Source organism: Sphingopyxis bauzanensis (assembly GCF_002205675.1).
GTDB lineage: Bacteria > Pseudomonadota > Alphaproteobacteria > Sphingomonadales > Sphingomonadaceae > Sphingopyxis > Sphingopyxis bauzanensis.
The window spans coordinates 280,956-294,060 of the sequence record NZ_NISK01000002.1; the positions used below are offsets into that span (position 1 = coordinate 280,956).

Genomic DNA, 13,105 nt, shown 5'->3' on the forward strand with positions numbered 1-13,105 from the left:
CACGCAGCAAGATCGGCCGCGTCACTTTGACCAAAGATTATGCTGAGGCGTTCGCAACGTAAACCGCGCTGTCTCACCGGCGAGATACCTGCTGACCGAAGTAACTTGGCAAGGGCCATCTAGTCAGGACGACCTTCCGCCTGCTGGTCATGGCCGCTACGTCGCCGCGACACGACGCAGCAGTAAAGTCGAGCAACGCAGAGCGCCACGGCTGGTCCGGATAGTTTTTAGCCATTAAAGGGCGCGCCTTTTGAAGAAGCGCAAGAGCTTCCACCGTGTTTCCACCTTTGCAATATATGTCAGCTAGCTCGACCTGAATCGGAGCCAGATTGCGATGCTTTTGCTTCTCAGCGATTGGCAGGGCTTGTTTAAGAAGCTGGGTGGCTTCGCTTAGGTCGCCTGTGGCCCGAAGTGCCAACGCCAGATTGTAAGTAGGAAAGATCAGTTCTTCGTTGCCCTCGCTCCTTTGCGCCGACTGGATAGCGATGGCCCTGCGCAAAAGCGGGATGGCGTGGCGATAGCGCGCTCGTTCGACGCGGATTCGCGCAATGTTGTTGAGGGTCACGGCTACCTCAGGGTGATCTTTCCCCAGCACTTTCTCTGCCAGCGGAAGTTGGCGAGACCAATATCGCTCCGCTGCCCCGGGGTCGTTTGCCAGATAAGCCACAGCGCCGAGTTGATTGAGGTCTTGGATAGTGCGCGGATGCAATGGGCCCTGTCGGGCCAGGCGTATCGCTAACGCTTTGTCATAATAGGCACGGGCGTCGGCATAGCGATTGGCACCGAGATAAACCTGCCCCAACGCCTCGTAATCACGCGCGACCTCCGGCCCCTCTCCTTGATTGCGCGCACGGTCGATCTTGAGCGCGCGCTGGATCAAATCCTCAGCCCTTTTCACGTTGCCGAGGTAGCCTTCAGTTTCTCCCAGACCCGCCAGAATGCGGGGAACGAGATAGATGCGGTCAAAATCGCGCGACCGCGTCAAGGCCAATGCTTCGCGGTAGGCGCGCGCGGCGGCTTCGTCATCCGCTTGCCATGAAAGCGCCTCTGCCAAGGCAAGTTTCTGCCTCGCCCGGAGACCTGGATCGGCAGCGCCGTCGGTGAGGCTGCGGCGAAGCAATAAGTCCCCCTGCTTGAACAAGCCCAGGTTTGTATACACTTCGCCCAGCGTCACTTGCAGTTCAGCCTTGACCGTCGGTTCATTGGCCAATTCGCGATCGATCCGTAGCGCGCCAAGATCCACTATCTGCCGAGCGGTTATTACCTCGCCCTGCGCCTGAGACGGATCCGCGACGGCAAACATGGATTTGACGAACTCCACGGTGCGCTCTGCGGTCACGGTCTTCTGGCGCGCAATATCGCGTTGCGTGATCGCTTCGCCCCGAGAAACCAGTGCGAAAACCGCTAGCGATGCGACCAGGAGCAACGCCAGCGCGAGTATTGATGTGGCAATGACCAGTTGTCTTGTGCGTCGGCTTTGTTCGCGCTGGCGCAGCTCATCGAACGCAAGGCCCGTAATGCCTGAGATCAGCTTCAGCCGGGCCAAGTTCTTACCGTCCATCCCGGGCCTGATGTCAGCCGCAAGCGGCTCCTGACCCCCGCTCTCGAACAGGGCTGGCGGGAAGGCACCGTCGTCGGACGGGTCGTCGGCGTTGCGAAGTGGGCGCGGTTCGCCCGCTATCACGAGACATTGAATTTCCGATTGTCGCCCCAGGCGGATAAATTCCCGGATTTCCTCGTTGACCCAGCGCGAACGCGCGCCATTTGGTGAACAGATCACGATCAGGGATGCGGACTGCGCGAGCGCGACCTGCACCGAAGCCGCCAGGTTGGCAGATGCTGACAGTTCCGCGCGATCTTGGAATATCGGGGGTAGCCGATTACCCAAAGTTCCGACCTTGGTGTCTCGCCCGATTAGCTTGGCGGGAAAGCGATATGTCTCCAACGCACGGTGGAGCCAGCGCGACTGCGCGCGATCTCGCTGGTTATAGCTGATGAAAGCGGCATACCGCTTCAGGTCGCCGCTATGGTCAGGGTCAGGCGGTGATGGCACGGCCTTCGTTTTTCCTGCTCCGCATGGCTCCGCCAACGGCACCGAAGCCAAGCAATAGCGTCAACCAAACCCCGGGTTCGGGCACGGGCGACGATATCGTGGCATCACCATAGAGAGGCGTGAATCTGGTTGCTTCCGACCAGCCTGGCGGAACATCCGGGCCGAAGAGCACGTTCCCATCATCATCTAAAAGGAGATTTCCGTTGTCGTCGTAGAGGGGTTCGGGCGGGTGGCCAGCATTGAAATACGTCTGGGTGAACACATCGGTGTCCCGGGGCGCAGAGCCGATAAGCAATCCATTCGAATTCATGACCATCTGCTGCACGCCGCCCAGCTGGAATCCAACATATGCGCCGGGCAAGGGTTCCGCCCCTGGCCGATATCCCGCGGCGAGTCCAACCCCGCTGAAAAGCTGATCCGCGGTCAAGAAGCGATCGAGCGAAAAGAGCTGTCCTTGAAGGGCAGGCGCAAAAGGCGAGGAGTAGAATATCTCTCCGGTATCTGGATCTGAAGCGTAACGTGGCTCATCCTGGTTATAGAAGTTGAAAGTATACGCTTCGAACCCGTAATACCCTTAGTCTTGGTCTGTCCCAATGCGCCTGAATGCGCTGGTCCCGTAGTTAGCGGTATTGCTGAACCCGACAGCGAGGTAGTTTCCCGTCCCCAGACTGGACAGATCGTTCGAGGTCGCACCGACCGGCAGCAATCCATCGAAGGAGATAATTCCTTCCCTATAGATATAGGCCGTCGAGAAGATACCCGATGCCCACACATCGACACCCGTACAATTCGTGCTGCCCAGCGAGCAGGCCGCCCCTCCGAACGGCACATCGACCTGCGTTCCTCGTCCTGCCATCGCCGGCACGGCTAAAAGAGCGCAGGCGCTAATCGCGCATAACTTTGCAAACCGGCCCAGCATATTTAATCCCCCACCCAAGGCCGGTTCTTGGCATCCTTAGGTAAAACTGGCAATTGTCATGTTAATGTTAATTGCTCGACCGTGTCCCTCAAATGGACGCCATGTCAAATCGAGCGAAATCCACAGGGTTTGTGGTCGGCAGCGATGTGCTGAGAGGAAAACGCGGAAAGACAGCGGTTATTAGGACGGTTGGAGAATCGATCGGCCCCCACCGAGTGGGCCGGGCCCTTGCTATCGAGACCCACGAAAACTGGCTTGAGGCTAATCGATATCTTAACATGAACAACCTGAAGGAGATGACGAAAGCCGAACTACGTCAAGCCGCATAACCAACCCGCCAGCGCTGACCGCTCCATCCAACGGCTAATCGCAGCAGCCAGCGATGGCACCGCGTTTCAATAGCGCGGTGAGAACAATAGCCGCCACAGGCTTGCAAGCGCTGGCAGTCGACGCCTCGCGATGCAATGCTTCTGTCAAATCTCGATGAAAATCCGGATCTTGTCGGGGCTAGCTCCCGTTGCGCGGGCAATGCGATCGCGCCCTTGAACAATGAGATCCTCATAGGGCTCGGCGGCGAGATCGACGAGCAGCTGGGTCACCGGCACGCCAAGCAGCGCGGCGAGCGCCGTCATCCGGTCGGGCTTGGGCCGCGCCCGTCCCTTTTCCCAGCCCGAGATCGAAGGCGCGCTGACGTCCATCTCGGCCGCAACGTCGGCCTGGCTGAGGCCGCGGGCAATGCGGAGACGTCTCAGATTGGCGCCAAACCGGAGGGCCGGGTTGTGCACTTCGCTGGTCCCCGACGGCGTCGGGGCTTCGGGTGCTGATACCGGCGGAGCCAATCCGCGCAACTCGGCCGCGCTGACCGCAGCGGCTGAGATCGGCGATTTGAATTCGCAACCGAACAAGGAACCGCTCGCCCAGAGCAGCCGCGCGGTCACCACCCCGGCGTGCGGCAGTTCGACGTCGATCTTGTCATCGATGGCGAGGCCGGCATTACATTCGATCAGCATCCCGCTCTGCGAGATGTTGTGAATCGTAACAACCAGCCCCTCACCGCCCGCATGGGCGGCGGGCACATCGAGCTGAAGTTTGCGGCGCGGCTTGCGCCTGCTGCCGGCATCGGCTGCCGGCGACTGAAGATATGCAGAAATGGCCATAGCCTCATTGTCGGTGCGCGCGGTTAACAAAATGCTAGCGCCGCAGCAGCAAATGACGCGGCGAACCGCCGCGGCGCGGTTCGGCGGAGCGTCAGGACCTGCAAGTGAAGCGGGGGACGCTCCCCGTCATGGCGCTCGGAACCCGAGTCGGTTTGCCGGGATCGTCCTAAATGCCGTATCCGCGCCCGAACATGTAACAACTTTTACAAAACTGTGGTCAATTCGGTCGCTGCAGGAATTCGGCCGAACGACATCGCCAGGGTCACCCCGTAGTCCGCGCGCCTCGTCCGCTAGCCGCCAGACGGCCATTCCTACACGCCGACTATTAACTTTAATTGTTTGTTTTCTGATGGATAGTCAGCATATCCTCGACGAACAATAACCACGCTCTTGCTGCGGATCGAAGATTTACAAGTGGGTCCGGCACTGTGCCCGAACGGGACATGGGGGCTGAAGGCAAAACAAATTTCTTCACGCGATGTAATATTTGCGCTACCCCGCTGATATGTCTCGGTTGATCGCATTTATAGCTGAAAAGCGTCGCGTCGCAGCAATGGCGCTTGCCATGCTTGTGCTCGCGCTGATGTCGGTGACCATTCCGGCTTTCAGCGGCGACGGCGGCAGCCTGATGGCCCAGACTTCTGATGCACTCGATCGCTACCTCGGCCGCTCGCCCGGCGAAAGATCGGAAACCGATCTTCTCAAGGGCAAGGCGAGCAAGGGCCCGTCGCTGACCGATCGGCTGATGGGTCGGCGCGGCAATGGCGGCGGCGAACCCGAGCAGCGGGCGCTAGGCAAGATTTTCGACACGACCCCCGAGGCATCGCTCGGCGAAATGGCAGGCGTTCCCGGACCTATTGATCTGGCGGCGCCTCCTCCCTCCGATCTGCTCCCGCTGGGATCGGTCGGTGGCGCGCCGGGCGGCGTTGGCACGCCTGGCACCCCCGGTGGTATCGGAGGCATCCTGCCGCCTCCCACGTCAACCACCCCCGTCGAGCCCGTTCCGCCCGGCACCGAGACGCCAGTCGCGCCGGTCCCTGAACCGGCTACCTGGGCGATGATGCTGATCGGCTTCGGCCTGTGCGCGGCGGCCATGCGGCGGCGCAAAAATTCGGCTGAAAGCACGCTGCGCCCGGCATGATAGGTCGCGGCCTGCTGGCGGCGCTGCTCCTCGTCGTCGCAATCGGTTCGGGCTTCCTGATTGCAAATAGTCTTGTGACCGTGCCGCTGATGGCAGGCGCAGCAGACCCTGCGGCGCAGGCTACCGCCGCCCCTCCTGAATTGCAGAACCCACAGCGCGATAACCTTTCGCCCGCTCAGCAAGCTGCGGCGCGCCGCAGCGGATTGCTGCCCGCCGGCGTCCGCTCACTGCTGCGGACCGAAGGCGTGATGCGGCACGGCGATTTTCGCTGGAACGACGAGGGAGTCGCGGCAGGACCGCTCACCATCTGGGTCGATCTGCGAACCCAGCTGATCTCGGTGTTCCGGGGCGGTCATGAAATCGGCACCGCGGTGATCGTCTATGGCGATGAAACGATGGAATCGCCGCTCGGCCGCTTCCCGATCCTCTCCAAGCATCGCGATTATCATTCGCGCACCTATGATGCGCCGATGCCGCATTCGCTGTTCATTACCAATACCGGGGTCGCGCTGCACGGCAGCCCGATGTCGAGCCGCCGCGCGACCCATGGCTGCATCGGCCTGCCCGACAAATTTGCGCAGCGCCTCTTCGATGCCGCCAGCATCGGCGACAGCGTCGAGATCATAAGATCGGCCGATATCGGCGCACCGCGCCGCCCGGCGGGCACCAACAGCTAATCAGAAATTAACCAAATCCTGCCACCTCGTCTTAGTCCGTTCGGAAGTAGGGCATCCCCGCTTCTTGGAGATGCACTATGGCGCGGTTTGGCAAAACGACAGGAAAGATCGCTTTTCTCGCGCTGGCAGCGACCGTGCTCACCGGCGCGCAGCCGCGCCTCGGCGCCATCAACGACCGGCTGCTCGACAGCCATAACCGCGAGCGTGCGCTCGCCGGCGTGCCGGCGCTGCGCTGGAACGGCGATCTCGCGCAGCGTGCGCAGGCCTGGGCAGATCATCTTGCCGCGACGGGGCGCTTCGAGCATTCGCCCAATGTCCCCGGGCGCCCGCTCGAGGGCGAGAATATCTGGGGTGGCACACCAGGCGCGTTCCGCCCGGAATCGATGGTTGATCTGTGGATCGCCGAGAAAGAATATTTCGTTCCCGGCGTCTTTCCCCGCAACAGCCGCACGGGCCGCCCGCAGGATGTTTCGCATTATACCCAGCTGATCTGGGGCCGGTCGGGCGAGGTCGGCTGCGGCCTTGCCCAGAGCGACCGGGAAGAAATCCTCGTGTGCCGCTACAGTGAGCCCGGCAATGTGCGCGGACGCGATCCCTTCGCGCACGACTGGCAACGCGCGTTTGCGCCCCCTGCCCCGGGTCAATCGACCTTGAGACTGCCTTTCGCAATGTCGACCGCCAGCTTTGCCGGCGCCTCGTCGGCTCTGATCGAGGGCGCGACCGCGCTGCGCGGCAGCGCCGATGCATTGCCGTCGGTCAGCGCACCCGCCGTTTCATCGGCGGCCAGCCGCGGCCCGCGCGGCACAGTGCCGGCATATGGTGAGGCCAGCGTTACATCGCTGTCCAGTTCGGCCAGTCCCTCGATTTGTGGCTGGATGTCGAAGAACTGCTCCTGGCTGACCGACTGACGGAACGCAGCGCGGCGTCCCCACCCGCCCGCCCAGCGGTAGAAGATATGACGGTCGATCTTCGCCAGCTTGGCGAGCGACGACGCCCAATACGGCACGACATAGTCGGCGTGATAATGCGTTGCCATCCCGACGTTCGGCTCGACATAACCCGAAAGCGCCGCCAGCGCGACCTGCCGCGCTGCATCCCAGCCGGCGCGCGAGGGACGGCGGGCAAGACTACCGTCGCAGGTGAAGGTGAACTGGCAGCCGGTGCGCCGCTCCGACCCCTGATAGACGACGCCGCAGATACTGTTGGGAAAGGCCGGATGCCGGGCCCGATTCAGGATCACCTGCGCGACGCCGCGCTGGCCAGTGAGCGATTCCTGTGCGGCCTCATAATAGACAGCGGCGGTCAGGCAATCCATCGCCGAACGGCGTCCGACGAAGGCGGCGGCGTTGAGCGGCACAATGAGCGGCGGCGCGCGCTCGATCGGAGCGGTCGAAAAGGGCAGCGTTTCATTCTCGGCAAGCGCATCGTCGGGCGTCAAGGGCTTGTAGGCTTGCGGGAGTGGGAGCGGCGGTAAGGGTCTCGCGACGTCCGTAACTGCTCGCTGCGACGGCGAAGGCGATCGATCGACCCAGGGCGACGCTGCATAAAATGCCGCGGCTAGAACGCCGCCGATACCAGCAATCAGCAGCCCGGCGGCGACCGCGCGGCGGCGGCGCGAAGCCGCGATCATAGGTGTGGTCGCCTTCATCGGCACGCCGATTACACCAGATTCGCCGGCAATGCGCCCATGTTTATCGTGGAAGCGGGTCCAAGTGCGGGACAAAGCAGGCGAAATCTGTATCAGGGCGATACGGCGCGGCGCGATCGAAAGATTGGCAGGACGCGCACTTTGCTATATTCCCCTGCCAAACCTTTCATAATCGAGAAAAGAATGGCCACTGTCGCCAATGTTAAAGTCACCGGGGGACGGCCCAGCCGCATCCCGGAGCAGGTGTCGGCGAGCACGATCGTGCTGCTCGTCGGCCTGCTGCTGTTCAGCGTTCCCACGATGATGTTCGTCGTCGAGCAGTCATGGTCGGGCGAAGAAGGCGCGCATGGACCGATCGTTCTGCTGACCGGATTGTGGCTCCTCCACCGGCGGTGGCGGGAAGTATCCGGCTATGCCGCGCCCGCGCCCTCCGGGATCGTCTGGCTGCTGCTCGCAATCCTGATCCCGCTGCAGATTTTCGCGCGGATAACCCAGATCGTCGAGATCGAAGGCTATCTGATGTATGCCGCGGTGCTGGTCATCCTCTACAGCATCGTCGGCCTCGAGGTGATGAAACGGCTCTGGTTCCCGCTCTTCTATCTCGCGTTTATTTTCCCGCCGCCCGAGACGTTCGTCGCCTTTGTGACCGTCCCGATGAAGATCTGGCTTTCCGAGGCCGCAATCTGGTTTCTCACCCTGTTCGGCTATCCGATCGGCGGCGAGGGCGTGCGCATCTATATCGGCCAATATGAGTTACTAGTCGCCGCGGCCTGTTCCGGGATCAACTCGATCATCTCGCTTTCGGCCATTTCGCTCTTTTATATCTACATCCGGCATCAGGCGCGGTGGCGCTACGCGCTCCTGCTGGTGCTGCTGATCGTGCCCGTGGCGCTCGTCGCCAATTTTTTCCGCGTGTTGATCCTGATCCTGCTGACTTATCATGCGGGTGAAGCGGCCGCGCAGGGTTTCCTGCACAATTTTGCCGGGATCGTGATGTTCGCAATCGCGCTCATGACGATCTTTGGGCTCGACGTGATCCTGAAGCCGCTATGGGACCGCTATATCGAGACCCCCGAAGAGGAGGCAGTCCATGGCTGAGCCGAGCAAATCACCCGTTACCTTCGACATCTCGCGCCGCAACATGCTCCTCGGCGTCGTGCTCGGCGGCGCGTCGGCCATCGCTTTTGCCCGGCAGCCAGCGATTGCCAACCCGAAGATTCCCGAAAAGCGTTTCGAAGAATGGGTTCCGAAAAACTTCGGTGCCTGGGATGAGGTATCGCAAAGCGGGGTCATACTGCCGCCACCCGATGCACTCAGCGACCGGCTTTACGATAATCTCATCACGCGCGTGTATGTCGCACCTGACCTCCCGCCGGTGATGCTGCTGCTGGCCTATAACAATGCGCAGGACGGGGTGCTGCAGGTGCATCGGCCGGAGTTTTGCTATCCGGTCGGCGGATTCCAGCTGACGCCGACGCGCGATATCATGATCGAGGCCAGCAACCGTTCGGTGCCCGCCAATTTTTTCACCGCGACCGCCCCGAACCGGGTGGAGCAAGTCGCCTATTTCACGCGCCTCGGCTCCGCCTATCCGAGAAAGTGGAGCGAGCAGCGCATTGCCGTGATGCGCGCCAACCTCGCTGGCGAGGTTCCCGACGGCATGATGATGCGCGTCTCGGTGCTCGGCACCGATCCGCGCGAAGCGCAAGGTCTGCTGACCGGTTTCGCGCGTCAGTTCATTGAAAATTCCAACCCGAAGATGCAGCATTTGCTGCTCGGTCCCGATACAAGAGGATAAAACATGTACCGCACTGCTAGCATTGCCATCACTCTCGCGAGCTTGACCCTTGCCGGCTGCGGCAAGGAAGCGACCGGGCAGGTCGCCGCCGTTGTCAACGGCGAGGAAATCACCCTTCAGGAAATCAACGCCGAACTCGGCAACACGCCCATCCCTGACGGAGTCGACAAAAAGGTCGTTCAGCAGGCAGCGCTGCAAAAGATCGTTGAGCGGCGCCTGCTTGCGCAAGCGGCGCGCGAGGATGGCCTCGATAAGACCCCCGATTATCTGCTCCGCGAGCGCCAGCTGCGCGATGCACTGCTCGTCCAGTTGATGGGTCAGCGCGCTGAGCGTGCGCTGAAAGTTCCCGACCAGCAGGAGATCGACAAATTCATCAGCGACAATCCGCTGATGTTTGCGGAACGCAAGATCCTGACCATCGACCGGATCCAGTTTGCCCTCCCCGAAAAGGTCGACCAGCTCAAAGCGCTCGAAAATGATCATTCGATGGACGCCGTCGCAGCAAGGTTGCAGGAGATGGGCATCCCGTTTCGCCGCGACACCCCGCAGGTCGACGCTGCCTCGCTGGGCCAGCAGCGCATGGCGCAGATCCGCGCGCTGCCGGCTGGCGAACCTTTTGTCGTTCCCGAAAATGGCGTGGTGACGGTTGGCGTGATTGTCGGCGAACGCGCCGAACCCGTGTCGGCCAGCGACGCACGGCCGCTGGCGGTGCAGGCGCTGCGCAAGCAGAAACTCACCGAAACCGTGCAGCAACGGCTGAAGCAGAGCCGCACGGCGGCCGAGATCGAGTATCAGGCGGGTTTTGCACCGCCTGCCGACAAGACGAAAGGCGCTGCCGAAAAGAAATAGCGGCCCATGCCACCCCGGCGGCGTGGCAGCAATCCGATGATCAGGAACAGGTCGCTGCAAGCGTAGCAACGCCGAACCAGCGTCACCCCAGCTACGATGCATCACCGCGCAGTCGCATCGCACGGCGAATTGCGCTATTATGACGTGCGCAGCGTGCGCGTCATGATCAGGATTGCGATGGACCGGTAGCGCAATTGAGTCGCGACGCGCCATGGGGGGGGCGTCATGGACATCGTACAATGGATCGGCGTCTGGGTGTTTGGAGCAGCGGCCGCCGCCTGCCTCGTCGCCGGAACGCGGCCCTGGCCGTTGCTCGGGCTCGCCAATGCCTGCTTCGCGATCGAAGCAGCGGTCAGTTGGCGGCGCCGTCTCCCCGAGACAATCCGAAGCGCGGTCAGCGAAGCCACAGGGTCGCTCGGTTTGCTGCATCTGGCGACGCTTTTGCTGGTTATCGCAGCCGGGCTCTTCGTGCTCGCCAAATTGCGCCAACCTGCCGCGGACGGCGCGAACTCGGGAGCGGCAACGGCTACCTTGCTGAGCGCCTTGCTTTTTCTGGTCGACACGGCGTCGCTCGGCGGTATCGATACCTTGCTGTACCGCGAGGCGAACGGCCTGCCTGTGATCGGCTGGCTGTGGAGCTTGCTCGGGGCGGCCACAATCTTGGCCGCACTGTCTGCGGCCCGACGTTCAGGAGCCAATAAGCGATGAGACTGTTGTTCGCCCTCCCCGGCTTCCATCGCTATGATCGCGGCGCCGAGGTGGCGCTGCTTTCGGTTGCCGATGCGCTGGCGCGCACCGGCGACGATGTCATGGTGATGGGCGCGGGTGCGGCGCGCGCCGGTACCGCTTATGATTTTCACAGCGTTGGCGCGATCCGGCGCGAACGGTTCGAGCGCTTTCCCTTTTTTCCCGTACTGCGCAACGAAACGGCGTGGGAAGATGCAAGCTTCGTACCCGGGTTGCTCGCGGCCTACCGCCCCGGCGATTATGATGCGGTGGTCACCTGTTCCTTTCCCTTCACTCACTGGGCCTTGCGGCGCCCGGCCCGGGCAAGACCGCTGCAGATCTTCGTCACCCAGAATGGCGACTGGCCAGCATATGCTTCCAACTCAGAATATCGCAGCTTTCGCTGTGACGGGCTTGTGTGCACCAATCCAGATTTTTTCGAACGCAATCGGGAGCAGTGGCGCTGCGCCCTGGTTCCCAACGGGGTTGATCTCGATCGCTTTGTCCCCGGCGTAGCGGAGCGCGAACGCTTCGGGCTGCCAGCTGACAAGCCGATCGTGCTGATGGTCAGCGCCTTCATCGAAACCAAACGGGTGCTCGACGGGATCAGGGCGGTCAGCCAGCTTGACGATGCCTATCTCGTCGTCGCCGGCGATGGTCCGCTGCGTGATGAAGGCGAAGCGCTCGCTGCCGACCTGCTGCCCGGGCGGTTCAAGCGGCTCAGCCTCGCGGCGAGTGACATGCCGGCGCTCTATCGTTCGGCAGACGCATTTCTGCACCTGTCACTGCTCGAATCCTTCGGCAACGTCTTTATCGAGGCTTGGGCGAGCGGGCTTCCTGTGATCGGTCATGACAGCGAACGCCTGCGCTGGATCTTGGGCGATAGCGGGGAATTTCTTTGCGATACCGAAGACCAGCGGGCGCTGGTCGCCATGCTGCGGGCCGCGCTTGCGCGCGGACGGGAGCGCGAAGGTCAGCCCCACGGCATCGAGCGCTTCTCATGGGCCACCGTCGCCGACCAGTACCGCGATTTCATAACTGGCTTGGTCGCCGAGCGGCGATCAGTTAGCTAGCTCGCGGAAATAGGCGATCGTTTTGGCGAGACCGTCGCGCAGCGCAACATTTGGTTCCCAGTCAAGTTCAGAGCGCGCGAGCGTGATGTCGGGCTTGCGCTGGGTCGGGTCGTCGGAAGGCAGCGGCAGCTGGATGAGCTTCGAGCGCGAACCGGTCATGTCGATGACCAATTCAGCGAGCTCGCGAATGGTGAATTCAACCGGGTTGCCGATATTGACCGGACCGGTGAAACCGTCGCGCGAATCCATCAGACGGAGCAGCCCGTCGACGAGATCGTCGACGTAACAGAAGCTGCGGGTCTGCGACCCGTCGCCGAAGATGGTGATGTCATCGCCGCGCAGCGCCTGCATGATGAAATTGGAGACAACGCGGCCGTCGGCGGGATGCATCCGCGGGCCATAGGTGTTGAAGATGCGCGCCACCTTGATGTCGATGCCATGTTGACGGTGATAATCGAAAAACAGCGTCTCGGCGCAGCGCTTGCCCTCGTCGTAGCAGCTACGCAGTCCGATCGGATTGACATTGCCCCAATAGGCTTCGGTCTGCGGATGCTGGGTCGGATCGCCATAGACTTCGCTGGTCGACGCCTGGAGGATCGGAATCTTGATCCGCTTGGCGAGGCCGAGCATGTTAATCGAACCGATCACCGACACCTTGGTGGTTTGCACCGGGTCGTGCTGATAATGGATCGGCGAGGCGGGGCAGGCAAGATTGAAGATCGCATCGACCTCGACGAACAGTGGCCAGCAGATATCGTGGCGCAGGAACTCGAAGCGCGGATGGTCGAGCAGATGTGCGATATTGGCCTTGGCACCGGTGAACAGATTGTCGACGCACAGCACCTCGTCACCGGCGGCGATCAAGCGGTCGATAAGGTGCGACCCGACAAAGCCCGCACCGCCGGTGACCAATACCCTGCGAGCCGAAAAATATTCACGCGCCATCGTCTCAACATTCCTTCATTTTCTCAACTTGCCGGTAAAGCGCGCAGCGCCGCTTGCAAAGCGCTCAATTCTTGTCGTGTCATTTTGAAAGGTGGCGCAGCCTATTCTTGCCGTTTCGC

General features: G+C 61.8%; 13 protein-coding genes and 1 pseudogene. 8 read left to right on the top strand and 6 right to left on the bottom strand.

Features of this window, described 5'->3' with window-relative positions:
* Positions 1-73 precede the first annotated feature (73 nt).
* The 4 genes from CDQ92_RS07930 to CDQ92_RS07950 form a co-directional block, all read right to left on the bottom strand.
* Positions 74-2,053 (bottom strand): toll/interleukin-1 receptor domain-containing protein, encoded by a 1,980-nt coding sequence (locus tag CDQ92_RS07930; RefSeq protein WP_158213794.1) that lies wholly within the window; start codon positions 2,051-2,053, stop codon positions 74-76.
* Positions 2,037-2,369: a PEPxxWA-CTERM sorting domain-containing protein gene (locus CDQ92_RS21090; RefSeq protein ID WP_229667191.1), complete on the bottom strand. Its 333-nt coding sequence runs from the start codon at positions 2,367-2,369 to the stop codon at positions 2,037-2,039. Before CDQ92_RS21090 ends, CDQ92_RS07930 begins: the two co-directional genes overlap by 17 nt.
* A 258-nt stretch (positions 2,370-2,627) precedes the next feature.
* On the bottom strand, positions 2,628-2,972 hold the full coding sequence (locus CDQ92_RS07940; RefSeq protein WP_088440870.1) for a hypothetical protein: 345 nt from the start codon (positions 2,970-2,972) through the stop codon (positions 2,628-2,630).
* Positions 2,973-3,445: 473 nt separating this feature from the next.
* The gene (locus tag CDQ92_RS07950) at positions 3,446-4,129 is read right to left on the bottom strand and encodes a helix-turn-helix domain-containing protein (RefSeq protein ID WP_088440872.1); all 684 of its coding nucleotides are present in this window, start codon (positions 4,127-4,129) and stop codon (positions 3,446-3,448) included.
* Positions 4,130-4,682: 553 nt separating this feature from the next.
* On the opposite strand from CDQ92_RS07950, the gene CDQ92_RS07955 reads away from it, so the two are divergent.
* From CDQ92_RS07955 to CDQ92_RS21615, 3 genes and pseudogenes are all read left to right on the top strand, one after another.
* Positions 4,683-5,270 (top strand): PEPxxWA-CTERM sorting domain-containing protein, encoded by a 588-nt coding sequence (locus CDQ92_RS07955; protein ID WP_144035713.1) that lies wholly within the window; start codon positions 4,683-4,685, stop codon positions 5,268-5,270.
* A complete protein-coding gene (locus CDQ92_RS21610) occupies positions 5,267-5,947 on the top strand; it encodes a L,D-transpeptidase (RefSeq protein WP_229667157.1) in 681 nt (226 codons plus the stop codon). Before CDQ92_RS07955 ends, CDQ92_RS21610 begins: the two co-directional genes overlap by 4 nt.
* A gap of 77 nt (positions 5,948-6,024) precedes the next feature.
* Positions 6,025-6,450, top strand: a pseudogene (locus CDQ92_RS21615) (CAP domain-containing protein); the annotation flags it as partial.
* Between the two features lie 137 nt (positions 6,451-6,587).
* Here CDQ92_RS21615 and CDQ92_RS07970 read toward each other — a convergent pair.
* A complete protein-coding gene (locus CDQ92_RS07970; RefSeq protein ID WP_088441470.1) occupies positions 6,588-7,577 on the bottom strand; it encodes a cell wall hydrolase in 990 nt (329 codons plus the stop codon).
* A gap of 201 nt (positions 7,578-7,778) precedes the next feature.
* Here CDQ92_RS07970 and xrtV point away from each other — a divergent pair, with 201 nt between their 5' ends.
* From xrtV to CDQ92_RS07995, 5 genes are all read left to right on the top strand, one after another.
* Positions 7,779-8,693 (top strand): exosortase V, encoded by a 915-nt coding sequence (gene xrtV, locus CDQ92_RS07975; RefSeq protein WP_088440874.1) that lies wholly within the window; start codon positions 7,779-7,781, stop codon positions 8,691-8,693.
* A complete protein-coding gene (gene epsI, locus CDQ92_RS07980; protein WP_088440875.1) occupies positions 8,686-9,393 on the top strand; it encodes an exosortase-associated protein EpsI, V-type in 708 nt (235 codons plus the stop codon). The genes xrtV and epsI overlap by 8 nt, the downstream gene beginning before the upstream one ends.
* A 3-nt stretch (positions 9,394-9,396) precedes the next feature.
* Positions 9,397-10,242 (top strand): SurA N-terminal domain-containing protein, encoded by an 846-nt coding sequence (locus CDQ92_RS07985; protein ID WP_088440876.1) that lies wholly within the window; start codon positions 9,397-9,399, stop codon positions 10,240-10,242.
* 225 nt (positions 10,243-10,467) lie between these two features.
* On the top strand, positions 10,468-10,950 hold the full coding sequence (locus tag CDQ92_RS07990) for a hypothetical protein (protein ID WP_088440877.1): 483 nt from the start codon (positions 10,468-10,470) through the stop codon (positions 10,948-10,950).
* On the top strand, positions 10,947-12,041 hold the full coding sequence (locus CDQ92_RS07995) for a glycosyltransferase family 4 protein (protein WP_088440878.1): 1,095 nt from the start codon (positions 10,947-10,949) through the stop codon (positions 12,039-12,041). The genes CDQ92_RS07990 and CDQ92_RS07995 overlap by 4 nt, the downstream gene beginning before the upstream one ends.
* Here the strand turns inward: CDQ92_RS07995 and CDQ92_RS08000 are convergent.
* Positions 12,030-12,986, bottom strand: coding sequence for a UDP-glucuronic acid decarboxylase family protein (locus tag CDQ92_RS08000; RefSeq protein WP_088440879.1), 957 nt, complete (start codon positions 12,984-12,986; stop codon positions 12,030-12,032). The genes CDQ92_RS07995 and CDQ92_RS08000 overlap by 12 nt on opposite strands.
* Positions 12,987-13,105 lie beyond the last annotated feature (119 nt).